The following is a 16,858-nucleotide window of genomic DNA, read 5'->3' on the forward strand; positions in this document are numbered from 1 at the left end:
AGGCCATGCCTTTCGAAAACGGCGCCACCGCCATAGCCGACCGCACCACCCAGCCCAGCACCCTCTTGTCGCCCCGTCCCCGCCGGGTGGACGAATTCGTCCGGGTGATTCCCGGCGTCGACCTCTCCCAAGGCTCCGTCACGTTCGTCGTGGACGGAAACCTGGAACGCTATTGGCACCATGAGCCGCGGCTCATCACCCAAGCCCTTTCAAAAGCGGTCCAGCCCGCCCGCTGGTTCCCCGCCACACGGAAACTCACCCTGACGGTGGCGGCAACCGGGCACCGGGCAGGCGTGCAGAGGCACTTCATCCTGAGCGCGTTTTAGCGCCCAGGGTTTAGCGAGCCCGGGGCTATTCGAACTCTTCGTCCTCGCGGTGTTCCTCTGCGTCGAGCGGAACCACCCGTTCGTCGTCGTCGAGGACCTCGGATTGTTCCTCCCAGTCCTCGTCCACCTCAAGGTCTTCGCTGTAGTCGTAGGCGGGATCGGCCTCGACCGTGGGACGGTCGGGGTGACGGGCGTGGGTTTCGGTGCTGTCCATGGTGCAACCTCCGTTCGACGTGCCGCTGAGCCCATCGCACAGGCACATGAGGCAGCCGGTCACCACGCTACCCCGCCAATTCGTGGACCCTGTCCATCCATCCCAGCACTGCCCCCAGCCGCGGTCAAGGCCTCCCGGGAGCCTCCCGTTTTTGAGGCGCGCCTAAAATGTCCAGTGAGGATTGCCAGCCGAAAAACCGCGGAAATTGGCGATAGAGTGGAGCCGCAATGAGGCGATGAAGCCCGCCCCAGCAACCCAGGAGTCCCGGTGCACCCGCACGCAGATCCACAGAACCCGACAGATCCAGACAACGCGCATCCCGACAATCCCTCGGACCAAAGCAGTCCATCGCAAGATGAAGCGGCCCCCAAGACTCCCCCGTCGTCGTCGGACATCAAGCGCTGGCGTCAGTACTTGGCGGACGAGCGGGCCGAGGCCGCCGTGTACCGCCAACTGGCGCAGCGCCGCGACGGCGAGGAACGCGAAATCCTGTTGGCACTCGCAGAGGCCGAGGGCCGCCACGAGGCACACTGGCTCAAGCTCCTCGGGGAACATGCCGGCATGCCGAAGGCGGCCTCGATCCGAAGCCAAATGCTCGGCTTCCTCGCCCGGAACTTTGGATCAGTGTTCGTGTTGGCCCTCGCCCAAAGGGCTGAAGGCCGCTCGCCTTACGCGAAGGATCCAGCAGCGACCCGCGCCATGGCGGCTGACGAACAGATCCACGAGGAAGTAGTCCGCGGCCTGGCGACGCGCGGCCGCAACAGGTTGTCCGGCACTTTCCGCGCGGCCGTATTCGGCGCCAACGACGGCCTTGTCAGCAACCTCTCACTCGTGATGGGCATGGCGGCCACCGGCGTCCCCGCCACTGTGGTCCTGTTCAGCGGCATCGCAGGCCTGCTGGCAGGCGCGCTGTCCATGGGTGCCGGCGAATATGTCTCTGTCCGCTCGCAGCTCGAGCTCCTCAAGGCCACCCGCCCCACCCAGGCCACGCTGACCGCAGCCCCGGCCCTGGACATCGAGCACAACGAGCTGGTTCTCGTGTATCTGGCCCGGGGCATGTCCCGCGAAGCCGCCGAACACCGGGCCGCTGAACGCATGGGCGTCTACAGCTGCGATTGCGATCCCAGCCTCTCCCTGCACCCCGAAGTGGAAGAAACCGTCAATGAGCACGAGGCCGTGGGCTCCGCTTGGGGCGCCGCGATCTCGAGCTTCTGCTTCTTCGCTTCGGGCGCCATTGTGCCCATCCTGCCGTTCATCTTCGGCATGACCGGCTTCGCGGCGCTTGCTGTGGCCGGTACGCTGGTGGGCATCGCGCTTCTGTCGACCGGCGCCGTCGTCGGCTTGTTGTCCGGAACCTCGCCGCTGACCCGCGGCCTCCGGCAGCTCGCCATCGGTCTCGGCGCGGCCGCGGCCACGTATGGGCTGGGCTTCGTCTTCGGCGCTGTCATCGGTTAGTACCGCCGGCCCGCTGGGGTGCCGGGTACGGGGATTTGGGGGAAGACTTGCATTCAAACTACGGGTACGACGGCGGCCCGCCGCCCAAGCGCCCCAGCACCGCGCTCGCGCTGTTCCGAAATTTGATGCTGGTGGCGGTGGTCGCTGCCGTAGCCGTGTTGGTCAGTGGATTCCTCCGGGGCGACCCTGGAATCACCGGCTTGCTTCCGAACCTGGCCCCGTCCGCCCACGCCACGGCAAGTAGCTCCGGGCCGGGCGGGGCTCCCGGACAAAGTCAGCCGAAGGCGGCCCGCGCGCCGGATACACCGCCGCCTGGCCTGGAAGAAGCCGGCCACCCGCTTGGCTCCCCCGCCAAGCCTGCGGTGGCCAGCAACTCCTTCAAGTTCCTGGCCACCAATGCCGACGGCACCCCCGTGGGCTACTCTCCGTGCCGGCCACTGCACTACGTGGTCAACGCGGCTCTCGCCCCGGCCGGATCCGAGGGGCTCATCGCCGACGCCATTGCAAAGATTGCCGCTGCTACGGGCCTCACATTCGTTGACGACGGCACCAGCAAGGAAACCCCCTCCGAGAAGCGCAAGCCGTACCAGCCCGCGCTCTACGGAGACCGTTGGGCACCGCTGCTGATTTCCTGGACCACTCCCGAGGCGGCTCCCGCATTGACAGGATCCGTCATCGGAACCGGCGGCAGCACCATGTACAGCTTCGGCACCGGACCCAAGAGCTACGTTTCGGGAAGCCTGGACTTGGACGCCCCGCAAATCACGGAACTGCTGGGCGTCTCCGGCGGCGCCCATTACGTCTCCGCGGTGATCCAACACGAACTTGGCCACGTGGTTGGCCTTGACCACGTAGACGATCCGATCCAGCTCATGTACCCGGAGATCGGCGCCCCTGATGGTTTGGCGGCCGGAGACCTGAATGGACTCTACAAACTCCACACCGCTCTGTGCCGCACCGACCTGTAGCCCGGCCCACCCTTAGCCCGCCCACCCAACTAGCTCGCATTAGGTGTCGTTTTGGGCCCTGATAACGACAACAACTGCGAGTCAGTTGGGTGGGGACGGGCTTAGTTGGGGGCGGGTAGTAGGACGCGGGCGGACGTGAAGCTGGCTCCTGCGCCCGGGTAGGACGGGACCTCGATCCGGGCGTGGCTGTGGATCTCGTTCACCGTGGCCTTGGTGTGCTCGGCGATCCGTTCCAAGGTGGTCACCCACATCCCGTCCATGGCCTTGACTCGTCCGATCAGCTGCTCCAAGGCAACCGCCTTGGACGGACGGCCGGAGATGAAGGGGTGGTTGGTCAAGACGAAACAGCTGCCTTGGGTGTGGTGCGCTTCGGCTTCGAGGGTCCACATCTCCAACACCTTGGCCGGACTCTCGATGACCCCGCTGCCTGTCACTCCCGGATAGAACGCGTATTGTTCCCAATCGTCCAAGGCCCAATCCACCGGGATCTCCACGATGTCCCGCGAATCACCCGAATCCGAGGCAACCGCCATGCGGTAGGGGGCATCGCCGTCGAGCAGGCTTGAATCGTAGAGGAAGCCACGGTCCGCGAGTAGCGCCGGCGAATGCCAGTTGAGCTCCCACCACGGTGCCCTGTAGCCGACCGGCCTGACCCCGGCTACCTTCGCGAGCGCGTCGAGCCCGCGGTCCAGGTAGTTGGCCTCGGTGGCGGCGTCGATTCCCTGCATTGGCTCGTGCAGGTAGCCGTGGTGGGCGACTTCATGGCCGCCGTCGACGATCCGCCGCACCACGTCCGGGTAGCTTTCCGCCGTGAATCCCGGGATGAAGAAGGTTCCCTGGATCTCTTGGCGCTCGAGGATCTTCAAGAGTCGCGGAACAGCAACCCTCGGGCCATACGACTGGTGGCTCATGAGGGACATGCGCCTGGTGCTCGTGGGATCGTGCGCGATGGTGCAGGATTCGGCGTCGACGTCGAACGTGAAGGACGCCGCTGCCCTGAAGCCTTCAGGCCAAGTGATCGAGTGTGCCTCGTCGGGGAAAGCGTTGGTGGTCATCAGGTTTCCTTTCAGTCGTTGACCAGATTGGCGACGGCGTCTTCCGCAACGGGCTGCGGCGCCGCGGTCTCGGAAGACAGCGGAAGGTACCGGGCATGGACCCGTGGGCCCAGCGCGCCATAGACTGCCGCGGCAACAAGTCCGCCGGCCAGCCAGGACAAGTCGATCCCGCCCATGGCCGTGGCGATGGGGCCTTGCATGATCGGCAGGACGCCGTACATGAACAGCCACGTGGCAAAGATGCCTACCAGGAGCGCGGTGATCCCGGCCCAGTTGAACGCCGGGAGCCGGCGGGTACCCACAGGGTCGAAGAGCCGGTCGACTGCTACGGGGCTGCGCTTGTCCACCCAGAAGTAGTGCACCAACATGATGCCTCCCCACGCGGCTACCCACGCCACGAGCCCGCCGAGCCACGTGCTCAGCGTTGACGCGAAATCCTCCTGCAGGATGAAGAACACGACGCCGACCAGGGCCAGGAGTCCGACGAAGAGGTTCAAGGAGCGACGCTTGGCCTTGATGTCCAGGGCCTGGGCGGCCACCGAAAAGGTGTAGATGTTCAGGATGTTCGTCGCGATGGGACCGTGCAGCACCAGGAAGAGCACCGGGATGGCCAGCACGCCGAAGTTGTCCACGATGAGGTGGCCGGGATCGGCCGTGCCGCTCTTCGTTGCCAAGCTGGCGCCAAGGATGCCGAGCCACACCACCGGGAGGAACTGGCCGAATACGGAGGCCAGGTAGACCTTGTGCTTGGGGACGGACTTGCTGACGAAGCGTGAATAGTCCGCCGCGTAGGTGAACCAGGTGATCCCCCAGCCGATGCCGATAACCGTCATCACGGTGGTCATGGCCGCGATTCGTGCGCCGCCTTCAAGGACAGCACCGGGAGGGCCAGCGTAGCCCCAATCGATGTTCATGCCGAACCAGGCCACGGCGGACATCGCGATCAGCACCACGATGGTGGGCGGGACGGTCCACTTCTCGAAGGCCGCGATGGCCTTGTAGCCGAACCAGGCGATGGTGACCTGGGCGGACATGATCAGGAAGGCCACCAGGATCTTGGGGCCTACGTTGGGCTGCTCGGGATCGACCATGCCGAGCTTGCCGAGGAGTGCCATCACGAGGTCCAGGATGATCCAGGTGTTGACGGCGCACCAACCGATTCCGAGGAGCGCCTGGATGGCGCTCGGGAGGTAGTTGCCGCGGCGGCCGAAGACGGCCCGGGCCAGGACCATGCCGGTGGCACCGGTCCTCTGGCCCAGGAGGACAAACAAGCCAAAGAGCGCCATGCCGATCAGGTTTCCCACCACCAGGACCGTGACGGTATCGGCAAAGCCCAGTCCAAGCTGGACGCCGAGGGCCCCGAGGACCCAGTTGATGGGGGCAAGGTTTGCGCCTGCCCAGATCCAGAATTGGCCCGCTACGCTGCGGGTACGCGCTGATTCGGGAATGGACTGCAGGTTCTGTTCGACGTCGGTCTGCGCCGTTGCAGCCCCAGGCGTCGCAGTGGATAAGTTCTCGTGCATTGGGGGGATCCTCCGTGTAGGAAAGGGACTCCTTCAATGTATGTGCCCCACATCACAGCAACAAGATACGATGTGTACGATAGATTCCAATAATTAGTTACGGAGTGTCATGTCTTTGCTCCTTGCCGACGCCTTCGAACACGAAAGCCTGAAAGCCGCCGAAGCAGTTCTCCGGACGGATGTGCCCGAGGCACTGTCCCGGCAGCTCCGTTGGGTCCATTCAAGCGAAGTGCTGGACATCGCTCCGTTGCTCCGGGGCGGAGAGCTGCTCCTGAGCGGCGGGCAGGCCCTCGCCACCGCCTCGGACGAGCGGCGCGTGGACTACGTCCGCCAACTGGCGGCGCGCGGCATCACCGCTTTGGCGATCGAAACGGGTCCCGAGCTGCCCGCAATTCCGGAGTCCATGATCGACGCCGGCCAGGACGCCGGGCTGCCCATCATCGAGTTGTGCAAAGTGGCCCCTTTCGTCGGCATCATGCAAGCCATCAACTCGCTCCTTGTCAGTGAGTCGGTCGCACAATTGCAGTTCGGCGACGAAACGAGCCATGCCATGGCGGCGGAACTCGCGCACGGAGGCGGACTGGATCAACTCCTCGCGGTGCTGGCAGGCCGGACGGGTTCCAGCGCGAGGCTCGTCTCGCCGTCGGGCATCACTTTGGGAAGCGCGACGGCGGCCGCGCAGCCCGAGTCCGGGACCGTCACCACCGTCGATGTGCCCGTCCGCGGCGTCCTTGCGGCCCGGCTGGAGTTGGAAGTGCCCGACGACGGCGACGCCAACCTCGCGCAGGTGGCCGGCGAGCGGTGCGTCGATATCCTCGGCTTGGCCCTGCTGCAACGCATGCCGCCGGGACTCAAGGAACTTGCCGGCATCGAACTCATGCGGGCCGTCAGTTCGGGTACGCAGTCATGGCGACTGCAGCAATTGGGACCGGCGTCGGGGTTTCCCGCCAGCGGCCCGGTGGCCGCCGTCGTGGTGCGTTCCCCTGCGGCTGGGCAGCTCCGGACACGGCTCGACGGCATCCTGGACGGCACGGTTCCGCAAAGCGCGAGCTACGCGGACAACGCGGAATTGATTGCCTTGGCCGCGCTTCCCCGCACCAGGGCAGTGGCTTCGCGCATCGCGCTCATCCATGCGCTTGAGGCCCTGGAGGTCCCCGACGGCTCGGTCACCGCCGTGGGTCCGCTGGCGCAGGGAATCGGCGAGGCGCCGTGGTCGCTGGCAGAGGCGCGCCGGACGCTCGAGCTCATGCCGGGGTCCGGGCCGGGAGCCGCGAACGGCGTGGTCGATACCGAGGACTTCGCCGTCGAGCGACTGGCACAAGGAAGCCTCGACGCGGCAGTCCGTGAAGGATTCGTGCGGCGGCAGCTCGGCGCCGTCGTCGAGCATGACGAGCTGCGGCGCTCGGAGCTGATGCGGACGTTGGCCGTCTGGCTGGATACGGGGTGCAATACCGCTCACGCGGCACGGGAACTGCACTTGGAACGGCAGTCGATGCACCACAGGCTCCAGCGGATTTTCGAGTTGTGCGGCGGGGACCCCCGGGGAACGGGCAGGCTCGTCGCGCTTCACGTGGCAACACGCTTGGCGCGGCTTTAGGCAACGCCTGAACGGCCCACCGTTGGGTGGGCCGTTCAAACGCTACTTGAGCACTACGGTTCTGCTGCCTTGCAGGATCACGCGCCCTTCGCAATGCCAGCGGACGGCGTTGCTGAGTGCTTTGCACTCGGTGTCGCGGCCGGCTGCCACGAGGTCGTCCGGACCGAAGGTGTGGTCAACTTCTACCACTTGCTGGGCGATGATCGGTCCCTCATCCAACTCACCGTTGACGTAGTGCGCGGTGGCACCCACGGTCTTGACGCCCCGGGCGTAAGCCTGGTGGTACGGCTTGGCACCTTTGAAGCTGGGCAGGAATGAATGGTGGATGTTGATGGCCCGGCCGTCGAGCTTGCGGGCAAGATCGTCGCTGAGGACCTGCATGTAGCGGGCCAGGACCACCAGTTCGACGTCCAGGCGATCGATCAGGTCAAGGAGTTGTCCTTCAGCCGCCGCCTTGGTGTCCGCGGTGACGGGCACGTGGAAGAACGGAATGCCGTGCCATTCGACCGTCCGCCTGTGGTCCGGATGGTTGGAGACCACCCCGACAATCTCGACCGGCAGTTCCCCGATACGGGCCCGGAACAGGAGATCGTTGAGGCAGTGCTCGAACTTCGAGACCATGATCAGGACGCGCCGCTTGGCACCGTGGCGTTGCAACTGCCAGCGCATGCCGAACTTTTCGGCAACAGGCGCAAAGGCTTCCCGGAGCGAGTCGATCGTCGATTCGTCACCTTCCGATGCGAAGTGGATCCGCATGAAGAAATGGTGATCCAGTTGGGAGTCGAATTGCTTGTTGTCGATGATGTCGCAGCCGTGTTCCAGGAGGAAGCCGGAGACGGCGTGCACGATGCCCCGCGTTTCCGGGCAATCGAGCGTCAGGACATGCTCAACGGTGGTAGCCGGCAGGGCCGCTCCAGGCCGCGGGGCGGATTCATTCTGTGTGACAGTCATGGCTAGCACTCCACTACGTTGACGGCGAGGCCTCCGCGGGAGGTCTCCTTGTACTTGCTTTTCATGTCCGCTCCTGTCTCTCGCATGGTTTTGATGGCTTTATCAAGGGACACTTTGTGGCTGCCGTCGCCGTGCAGGGCAAGACGGGCAGCGTTGATGGCCTTCACGCTGGCGATGGCGTTGCGTTCGATGCACGGGATCTGCACCAGCCCGCCTACGGGATCGCACGTGAGGCCAAGGTTGTGTTCGATGCCCACTTCCGCGGCGTTCTCCACTTGTTTGGGAGTGCCTCCAAGGACCTCGCACAGACCAGCGGCAGCCATCGAACAGGCTGAGCCCACTTCACCCTGGCAGCCGACTTCGGCGCCGGAAATGGAGGCGTTGATCTTGAACAGGATCCCGACGGCGGCCGCCGCGAGCAGGAAGCGGACCACGCCGTCGTCGTCGGCGCCCTGCACGAATTTCGTGTAATAGTGCAGCACCGCCGGAACAATGCCCGCCGCACCGTTGGTGGGCGCCGTGACAATGCGGCCACCCGCGGCGTTTTCCTCGTTCACGGCCAGCGCGAACAGGTTCACCCATTCCATGGCGACCAGCGGGTCTGCCGAGCTTGAGCCTTGCAGACCGGCGTCGGTGGCCTTGAGCGACTTGAACAACGACGGCGCCCGTCGCCTGACGTTCAAGCCTCCCGGGAGGATTCCTTCCGCGGCGCAGCCATTGTCGACGCATTCGCGCATGACGGCCCAGATCTGCAGCAGCCGCTCGCGAAGTTCGGCCTCGCTGCGCCACACGAGTTCGTTGGCGAGCATGACATCGGAAATGGACATGCCCTCCCGTGCGCAGATCGCCAGGAGCTCGTCTGCAGTGCTGAACGGATAGGGCAGCACGGTGCTGTCAGCGACCACTTTGTCGTTTCCGGACGCGTCACCGTCCACCACGAAGCCGCCGCCGATCGAATAGTAGCTCCGTTCGCGGAGCACTTCCCCGGTGTGGTCGAGGGCACGGAAGGTCATGCCGTTGGGGTGGGCAGGCAGGGATTTGCGTCGGTGCAGGACCACGTCTTCATCCCAGTTGAAGTCCACGCGGTGATGTCCGGCTATCCGCAATTCGGCGTCGAGGGCGGCCGCGGCAACCTGGTCATCGGCAGTGGACGTGTCCACCGTTTCCGGTGATTGGCCCTGTAGTCCCAGCACCACGGCTTTGTCCGAACCGTGGCCGCGGCCGGTGGCGCCCAGCGAGCCGAAAAGCTCTGCCTGGACGCGCACCGTTGCCGCGAGTTGCCCGGAGGATTCCAGGCCGTCGGTGAACTGCTTCGCCGCCCGCATCGGGCCGACCGTGTGCGAAGACGACGGCCCGATGCCAATGGAAAACAGGTCAAGCACGCTCAATGCCATCAGGGGACCTCAGGAGAGGCGTATTCCCTCATGCCGTCAAGCAGCCAGCGGCCCAGGAAGTCGGCGAACGACGCCCTCGGGAAGATCCGGAAGCTGTCCTCGCCGGTCTTGAACAGCATGGCGGGGATGTTGCCGATTTCCGTGGCCAGGGCCGTTCCGGTGCGGAAGGCGCGGGGGTGCAGGTCCAGCGAACAACCCTTCTCCAGGACGTCTCGCGCCCGGATCCCGGACAGTTCGAAGGTGGTGCGGTTGGCGGACAAGTCCACCACCTGTCCAGGGTTGTCGCCCAAGGCCTCCACCAGGGCGCGGACAAGGTCTCCGCCCAGTGAATCGTGGGCCGATTCCGGTGCGACCACCAGGAATTCTTCCGGCCCAAGCCACAGGGTGGTGGCCCTCTCACCCCCGCTGATGTCACCGCAGGCAGCCGGCAGGCCGCCTGTCACGGACGCGAGGCGGGCTCCGGCGTCGGAATTCCTGTCAACCCGGATCCCCACCATGGTTTGGAACGGGATCTCCTTCAACGCCACGGTTCCAGCCACGGAGCCGGACTCGAAGGTCGGTGCCAAGTGCGACGCCGGGCTGCGGCGTGCCGCACGGAGCGTCTCAGGGTTTGCGGGGGTTGCTGTTTCAGCCATCTTTACGGGTCCCTTCTGCGTCGAAAAGTACGGTTTCTCCGACAACGACGTCCAGCAACTGGTCGCCGACGGAGGCCACCAAGGTCTCGCCGATGCGGTTGCGGCCGTTGGTGATCAGAGCCAGGCCGAAGGAACGGCCCAATGCGGCACTGTGGTAGCTCGAGGTCACGAAGCCCTGCATCGGCACGGGGCCGTAAGCCGGGTTGACCGGGATTCCCTTTTCCACGAGCTGGGTGCCTTCCGGAAGACGGAACGAGCCGTCCGCCGGCAGGACGCTGACCAGGTGCTTGCGGTCAGTGCGGACCGCGTCCTCGCGGCTGTACGAACGCTTGCCGATGAAGTCCTTGGCTTTGGAAACGATCCACTCCATCCCGGCATCCTGCAGGGTGACAGTCCCGTCCGTGTCCTGCCCGACGATCGGGTAGCCCTTCTCGGCACGCAGCACGTGCATGGTTTCCGTGCCGTACGGGGTGATGTTGAACTCGGCACCTGCGGCAGCAACGGCTTCCCAGGTGTTGAGCCCGTACCAGGACGGAACATTGATTTCGTAGGCAAGCTCACCGGAGAACGAGATCCGGCAAACCCGTGCCTGGACTCCGGAGGCCAGCGTGGTCTCGCGGAACGTCATGAACGGGAACGCTTCGGCATCCAGCCCGCCGTCGGCCGCCAGTTGCGGGGCGACTTTGGCGATCACGGCGCGGGATTTCGGCCCGACGACGGCAATCGTCGTCCACTGTTCGGTCACCGACGTGCACACGACGTCGAGTTCGGGCCACTCGGTCTGGTGCCATTCCTCGAGCCAGTCGAGGACCTTGGCTGCGCCGCCGGTGGTGGTGGTCATGAAGTAGCGGCCCTCGTCGAGGCGCAGGGTCACGCCGTCGTCGAAGATCATGCCGTCCGGGGTGCACATGACCCCGTAGCGGGCGGAACCGGGGGCAAGCTTCTTGAACGCGTTGGTGTAGATGCGGTTCAGGAACTCACCGGCGTCCTTGCCACGGATCTCGATCTTGCCGAGCGTGGTGGCGTCCATGAAGCCCACGGATTCGCGGACTGCGGCGCATTCGCGGAGCACCGCGGCGTCCATGTCCTCGCCCGCTTGCGGGTAGTACCACGGCCGCTTCCACTGGCCGACGTCCTCGAAGAGCGCTCCCTGGGCAACGTGCCAGGGGTGGATGGAGGTCACGCGGGCGGGATCGAACAGCTCGCCGCGCTGGCGTCCGGCCAACGCCGCGAAGGCCACCGGCGTGAACGGGGCACGGTAGGTCGTGGTTCCGATGTCCCCGATGCCACGGGCTGCCTCGCCCGCCTGCTTGAGGGCCGCCGCGATCACGCCGATGGCGTTGACCCCGGAGGTCTTGCCCTGGTCGTTGGCCGTGCTGATGGAGGTGTACCGCTTGATGTGTTCCACCGAGCGCATGCCGGCCCCGGTGGAACGGAGCACGTCGGCCACGGACTGGTCGCGCTGGAAGTCGACGAAGTGGTGGTGCCACTCCCCCGCGTTTCCGCTCTGCCCCGGCACCAGCCACAACTGGCGGGTCGGGGCGGAGGCCACGGGCGCCTTCAACTCGACAGGCACCGTCTGGGTGCTGAAGCCTGCGGCGATAGCGGCCGCGGCACCGGCGGATGCGCCTTCGCTCAGGCAATCCTCGAGCTCGTAGCTGCCACGGCCTGAACCGGCAACATGCTGGTCCCTGACCACGGAGCTCGGCACGAAGCCGGCCAGGTCATCGTCCCAACGCAACTTGCCCTGGCGCTGGCTGTGGAGGTGGACCACGGGACTCCAGCCACCGGAAACCGCCAGCAGATCGCAAGCGATCCGTTCGACGCCGGAGGTGACTTCGCCGTCGTCGTTGAGGCTGCGGATGGTGACGCCGTCGATCCGGCCGTTTTCCCCCGCGCCGGAGGTATCGGCGACGGCGCTGCCGACGAGGACGCGGAGGCCGCTTTCGACGGCGGTTGCCGCTTTCTCGCTGAGCTTGGGGCGGGCGTCGACGACGGCGGCGACCTTGACGCCTGCGGCCAGCAAATCCGCAGCGAGCAAGTAGGCCGAATCGTTGGTGGTGCCGATGACGACCCGCCGTCCGGCGGCGACTGCGTAGCGGTTGAGGTAGCTACGGACAGCCGAGGCCAGCATGATGCCGGGCCGGTCGTTGTTCTCGAAGACGAGCGGACGCTCGTGGGCACCGGGGGCCAGGACCACCTGCTTGGCACGGATGTGCCAAATTCGCTGGCGGGAGACGCCGTCCGCGGCCGGGCTGCCGAGGTGGTCGGTGCGGTTCTGTGCCGCGATCACATAGTTCGCGTCGTAGGAGCCGAACGCCGTGGTGCGGTTGAGGACGGTGCATTCGGCGGCGGAGACGAGCTCCGCCTCGACATCGGCGATCCATTCGAGCGCCGGCTTGCCTTCGATCACTTCGGCGAGTTCCGGGGCAGCGGAGCCGGAAAGCAGCGAGCCGCCGAGTTCGGGCTGGTCATCGATCAGGATGACCCTGGCCCCGGTGCGGACGGCTTCGCGGGCTGCCGCGAGGCCGGAAACGCCGCCGCCAACCACCAGGACGTCTGTGTGGACGTACTTCTTGTCGTACTCGGCGCGGTCCTCGTTGGGATCGAGCTTGCCGAGGCCGTTCAGGAACTCAACGTTGAGCCCGTCCACGAGAGACACGGTGGTCGCCGGAAGCATCGACTCGGCGACATGGCCGGGGAAGCGGGCAGCCACCTTGACCAGGGCGTTGGATTCTTCCACGCCGGCGGACATGATGCCGCGGGGCCGGTCCTCGTAGAGGGAGTTGCCTGCGTTGATGCGGCCGTTGGCCAGCAGAGCGGAAGCAACAGTGTCCCCCGGGTGGCCGGTGTATTCCTGGCCGTCCACGGTGAACCGCCAGGAGATGCTGCGGTCGATGCGGCCGCCGGTGGCGAGGCGGGCGTTCTGCGGGGTCACTTCGTTGCTCCTTCCGGAGTGGTGGCTGCTGTGGGGTTCACATCAGGGCGCGGTTCGCCCATCTTGTAGATGGCCTGGATGTCATAGCTGACGGTGTCACGGAGCATGTTGAACCATTGGCGGCAACCGGTGCTGTGTACCCAGCGTTCGGCGAAGGCGCCTTTCGTGTTGTCGCGGTAGAACAAGTACTCGGCCCACTGGCGGTCCGTTAGCGCGTCCGGGTTTTCCGGGTAGGCCACGTGGGCCTGGCCGCCGTAGTGGAATTCGGTTTCGTCTCGTGGCCCGCAATTGGGGCAGCTGATGAGCAGCATGGTTGGTCTCCTAAAAGGCTGCGGCTAGTGGGCGACGGCGGCGGCGCCGTGTTCGTCGATCAGGGCACCGGTCTCGAAGCGTTCCAGTGAAAAGGGCTTGTTGAGCTCGTGCGGCGTTCCCGTGGCGATGGTGTGGGCGAAGGTCAGGCCCGCAGCGGGCGTGCCCTTGAAGCCGCCCGTTCCCCATCCACAGTTGACGAACATGTTCTCAACCGGCGAGAGTCCGACGATCGGCGAGGCATCCATGGTGGTGTCCACAATTCCGCCCCAAGTCCGGAGCACATGGGCCCGGGCGAAGATCGGGAACAGTTCGACGGCGGCAGCCATCTGGTGCTCGATCACGTGGAAGGAGCCGCGCTGGCCATAGCCGTTGTAAGAGTCGACGCCGGCGCCCATGACCAACTCGCCCTTGTGCGCCTGGGAAACATAGACATGCACGTGGTTGGACATGACCACCGTGGGGTGGACCGGCTCATGCAGCTCCGATACCAGCGCCTGGAGGGGGTGGGACTGGATCGGGAGGCGGAAGCCGGCCATTTCGGCGAGGACCGAGCTGTGGCCGGCGGCCGCGAGGCCAACCTTTTCGGTGTGGATGGTTCCCTGGTTGGTCTTGACGCCCACCACGCGGTTGCCGTCCTTCAGGAAGCCCGTTACTTCGCAGTTCTGGATGATATCCACGCCGAGCTCGTCGCACTTGCGGGCGAAAGCCCAGGCGACGTGGTCGTGCTTCGCGATGCCAGCCCGGGGCTGGTAAGTAGCGCCCATCACCGGGTAGCGGATGTTGTCGCTGATGTTCAGGATGGGGCAGAGTTCCTTGACCTGCTGCGGGTCCAGCCATTCGGCGTCGACCCCGTTGAGCTTGTTCGCGCCGACGCGGCGGACGCTTTCGCGGACGTCGCCGAGGGTGTGGGCGAGGTTCATGACGCCGCGCTGGCTGAAGAGGAAATCGTATTCGAGTTCCTCGGGCAGGATCTCCCAGAGCTTAAGGGCGTGCTCGTAGATGGCGGCGCTCTCGTCCCACAGGTAGTTGGAACGGATGATGGTGGTGTTGCGCGCCATGTTGCCGCCGGCCAGCCAGCCCTTTTCCAGGACGGCGATGTTGGTCATGCCGTGGTTCTTGGCCAGGAAGTACGCGGTGGCCAAGCCGTGGCCGCCACCACCCACGATCACGGCATCGTAGGAAGCCTTGGGCTCCGGGTTACGCCACAGAAAATCCGGGTGTTCGGGGAGTTGGTCTGCGCTCACTGGGCTGCTCCAATCATTTCTGCCTCAAGTTCGGTGGAAGCGGCGTCGTTGCCGCTGCCAGCCTGGGAAAGGTGCGGGTAAAGCGGGAATTGCTCGGCGAGCGCGGTAACCCTCCCCCGGAGTTCGACGGCGGCCTCGTCTCCCAAGGTGCCGCTGCTGTTTGTGCCAGTGCTGGCGGAGGCGATCAACGCCGTCGCGATGATGTCCGCGACCTCCGCGAATTCCTTGGCACCGAAGCCGCGTGCGGCGAGCGCCGGGGTGCCGATGCGGAGTCCGGAGGAAACCATCGGCGGCCGGGGGTCGAAAGGGACGGCGTTGCGGTTCACGGTGATGCCGATGCGGTGCAAGGTGTCCTCGGCCTGCTGGCCGTCCAGTTCCGAGTGGCGCAGGTCAACGAGGACCAAGTGGACGTCGGTGCCTCCGTTGACCACCGAGATCCCTGCTGCGGCCACGTCGTCCTTCAGGAGTCGTTCGGCCAGGAGCTTGGCGCCTTCCAGCACCCGTGCTTGGCGTTCCTGGAATTCAGGCTCAGCCGCCATCTTGAACGCCACGGCCTTGGCCGCGATCACATGCTCCAGCGGGCCGCCTTGCTGGCCGGGGAAAACCGCGCTGTTGATCTTGCGTGCGTATTGTTCCTTCGACAGGATGACTCCGCCGCGCGGGCCGCCGAGTGTCTTGTGGGTTGTGGTGGTCACGACGTCGGCATACGGCACCGGGTTGGGGTGCAGTCCCGCTGCGACGAGGCCGGCGAAGTGGGCCATGTCCACCATGAGGTAGGCGCCCACGAGGTCGGCGATGCGGCGGAATTCTGCGAAATCCAAGTGGCGCGAGTAGGCGGACCAACCGGCAACGATCAGCTTCGGGCGGTGTTCCAGGGCGAGGGCTTCCACTTCCGCCATATCCACCCGGAGGTCGGATTCGCTGACGTGGTACGGGATGACGTTGTACAGCTTGCCGGAGAAGTTGATGCGCATGCCGTGGGTCAGGTGGCCACCGTGCGCGAGGTCGAGGCCCATGATGGTGTCCCCCGGTTCAAGGAGCGCGAACATGGCTGCGGCGTTGGCCTGGGCGCCGGAGTGCGGCTGGACATTTGCGGCTTCGGCGCCGAAGAGGGCCTTGACGCGATCGATGGCCAGCTGCTCGATGACGTCCACATGCTCGCAGCCGCCGTAGTAGCGCTTGCCGGGGTAGCCTTCCGCGTACTTGTTGGTCAGGACCGAGCCCTGTGCCTGCATGACGGCTGCAGGAGCGAAGTTTTCGGAGGCGATCATTTCCAGCGTGGACTGCTGGCGGATGAGTTCCTGGGCGATCGCCTGCTCAACCTCCGGGTCCGCCTGGGCGAGTGGGCGGATCAGCGGTTCAACCATCGTGGTCTCCTTTTGAGATACTTATATTTACTGACTAATCAGCAACTGATATATTAGAACTGTTGCCATAGTATGTTGAAGATCACACAGCCGTCAACAGTCCGGCGGCAACTGAACCGCCAGACTTGGAATTGTGGCAAACGGGAGAGGCACATGAGCACTGCACTGGAAGCACCGGACACAGGCACGCAGGGAACGTCCTTGGCGGAAAACGCCTACCTGCTCCTGCGCGACCGGCTCATCATGCTGGACATCAAACCCGGAGACCCCATCAACGACGGGCAGGTCGCCGCGGAGCTCGGCATCGGACGGACACCCGTGCGCGAGGCCATCAAGCGGCTGGAAAGCGACCACCTTGTGGTCTCATATCCCCGCCGCGGAACCTTCGCCACCGGCGTCGACATCACCCAACTCGCGGACGTCTCGGAAATCCGCGAGCTGCTTGAGCCCTTGGCGTCACGGCGGGCTGCCCGCATGGCCAGCCCGAAGCTGAGGGAAGAACTGCGCGAGGTCGCCGCAGCCATCAGCGGCCTGGAGGCACACGACGCCGGCCAGCAGGACCTCATGCGCTACGACATCCAGGTGCACCGGCTCATCTACAGGGCCGCGGCCAATCCGCACCTTGAGGACGTGCTGATCCGCTACGACAACCTGGCAACCCGCATCTGGTGCCACATGCTGGACAAGATGCCTTCTGTGACGGGCCACGTCGCAGAGCACGCTGAGCTGCTCACCGCAATCGCCGACGGCGACGAGGACCGGGCGGCAGCGCTCGCCCTGCACCACGTGGCGAGTTTCGAAGAGTCGATCCGCAAGGTGCTCTAGGTTCGTGGGATACCGCTGCCCTTAGCCGTTTCTCTTCCAGTGCTTCGGCCACTT

The 16,858-nt window shown here is 65.4% G+C and carries 15 protein-coding genes; 5 read left to right on the plus strand and 10 right to left on the minus strand.

The features are described from left to right. Nucleotides 1-5 precede the first annotated feature (5 nt). Nucleotides 6-326 carry a hypothetical protein gene (locus AB4068_RS10475; RefSeq protein ID WP_059388138.1) on the plus strand — a complete coding sequence of 107 codons (321 nt, stop codon included), beginning with the start codon at nt 6-8 and terminating at the stop codon, nt 324-326. A gap of 25 nt (nt 327-351) precedes the next feature. Here the strand turns inward: AB4068_RS10475 and AB4068_RS10480 are convergent, their stop codons facing one another. Further along, nucleotides 352-540 carry a hypothetical protein gene (locus AB4068_RS10480; protein ID WP_059388139.1) on the minus strand — a complete coding sequence of 63 codons (189 nt, stop codon included), beginning with the start codon at nt 538-540 and terminating at the stop codon, nt 352-354. A 267-nt stretch (nt 541-807) separates the two neighbouring features. On the opposite strand from AB4068_RS10480, the gene AB4068_RS10485 reads away from it, so the two are divergent. Both AB4068_RS10485 and AB4068_RS10490 read left to right on the plus strand, forming a co-directional pair. Then, complete coding sequence (locus AB4068_RS10485; protein WP_306962162.1) at nt 808-1,995, plus strand: VIT1/CCC1 transporter family protein; 1,188 nt, start codon at nt 808-810, stop codon at nt 1,993-1,995. A gap of 47 nt (nt 1,996-2,042) precedes the next feature. Then, a complete protein-coding gene (locus AB4068_RS10490; protein WP_370872719.1) occupies nt 2,043-2,963 on the plus strand; it encodes a matrixin family metalloprotease in 921 nt (306 codons plus the stop codon). Between the two features lie 101 nt (nt 2,964-3,064). On the opposite strand, the gene AB4068_RS10495 is transcribed toward AB4068_RS10490, so the two are convergent. Both AB4068_RS10495 and AB4068_RS10500 read right to left on the minus strand, forming a co-directional pair. Continuing rightward, on the minus strand, nt 3,065-4,018 hold the full coding sequence (locus AB4068_RS10495) for a polysaccharide deacetylase family protein (RefSeq protein ID WP_441433340.1): 954 nt from the start codon (nt 4,016-4,018) through the stop codon (nt 3,065-3,067). A gap of 11 nt (nt 4,019-4,029) precedes the next feature. Continuing rightward, on the minus strand, nt 4,030-5,541 hold the full coding sequence (locus tag AB4068_RS10500) for a purine-cytosine permease family protein (RefSeq protein WP_306962159.1): 1,512 nt from the start codon (nt 5,539-5,541) through the stop codon (nt 4,030-4,032). Between the two features lie 109 nt (nt 5,542-5,650). On the opposite strand from AB4068_RS10500, the gene AB4068_RS10505 reads away from it, so the two are divergent. After that, a complete protein-coding gene (locus tag AB4068_RS10505; protein WP_441433341.1) occupies nt 5,651-7,138 on the plus strand; it encodes a PucR family transcriptional regulator in 1,488 nt (495 codons plus the stop codon). Between the two features lie 42 nt (nt 7,139-7,180). On the opposite strand, the gene purU is transcribed toward AB4068_RS10505, so the two are convergent. From purU to glyA, 7 genes are read right to left on the minus strand one after another with little or no spacing between them, the layout of a single operon-like run. Continuing rightward, complete coding sequence (gene purU / locus AB4068_RS10510) at nt 7,181-8,089, minus strand: formyltetrahydrofolate deformylase (RefSeq protein ID WP_059388142.1); 909 nt, start codon at nt 8,087-8,089, stop codon at nt 7,181-7,183. 2 nt (nt 8,090-8,091) lie between these two features. Beyond that, nucleotides 8,092-9,483, minus strand: coding sequence for an L-serine ammonia-lyase (locus AB4068_RS10515; RefSeq protein WP_441433342.1), 1,392 nt, complete (start codon nt 9,481-9,483; stop codon nt 8,092-8,094). Next, on the minus strand, nt 9,483-10,118 hold the full coding sequence (locus AB4068_RS10520; RefSeq protein ID WP_441433343.1) for a sarcosine oxidase subunit gamma: 636 nt from the start codon (nt 10,116-10,118) through the stop codon (nt 9,483-9,485). The genes AB4068_RS10515 and AB4068_RS10520 overlap by 1 nt, the downstream gene beginning before the upstream one ends. Further along, nucleotides 10,111-13,056, minus strand: a complete 2,946-nt coding sequence (locus AB4068_RS10525; RefSeq protein WP_441433344.1) for an FAD-dependent oxidoreductase — start codon at nt 13,054-13,056, stop codon at nt 10,111-10,113. The genes AB4068_RS10520 and AB4068_RS10525 overlap by 8 nt, the downstream gene beginning before the upstream one ends. Next, a complete protein-coding gene (locus AB4068_RS10530) occupies nt 13,053-13,367 on the minus strand; it encodes a sarcosine oxidase subunit delta (protein WP_059390258.1) in 315 nt (104 codons plus the stop codon). The genes AB4068_RS10525 and AB4068_RS10530 overlap by 4 nt, the downstream gene beginning before the upstream one ends. Before the next feature lie 24 nt (nt 13,368-13,391). Next, nucleotides 13,392-14,612 carry a sarcosine oxidase subunit beta family protein gene (locus tag AB4068_RS10535; RefSeq protein WP_078106196.1) on the minus strand — a complete coding sequence of 407 codons (1,221 nt, stop codon included), beginning with the start codon at nt 14,610-14,612 and terminating at the stop codon, nt 13,392-13,394. Further along, nucleotides 14,609-15,979: a serine hydroxymethyltransferase gene (gene glyA / locus AB4068_RS10540; RefSeq protein ID WP_284989680.1), complete on the minus strand. Its 1,371-nt coding sequence runs from the start codon at nt 15,977-15,979 to the stop codon at nt 14,609-14,611. The genes AB4068_RS10535 and glyA overlap by 4 nt, the downstream gene beginning before the upstream one ends. A gap of 153 nt (nt 15,980-16,132) precedes the next feature. On the opposite strand from glyA, the gene AB4068_RS10545 reads away from it, so the two are divergent. Continuing rightward, on the plus strand, nt 16,133-16,804 hold the full coding sequence (locus AB4068_RS10545) for a GntR family transcriptional regulator (protein ID WP_441433345.1): 672 nt from the start codon (nt 16,133-16,135) through the stop codon (nt 16,802-16,804). Nucleotides 16,805-16,858 lie beyond the last annotated feature (54 nt).

Origin of the sequence: Arthrobacter sp. 2RAF22 (genome assembly GCF_052115325.1) — a bacterium.
GTDB lineage: Bacteria > Actinomycetota > Actinomycetes > Actinomycetales > Micrococcaceae > Arthrobacter.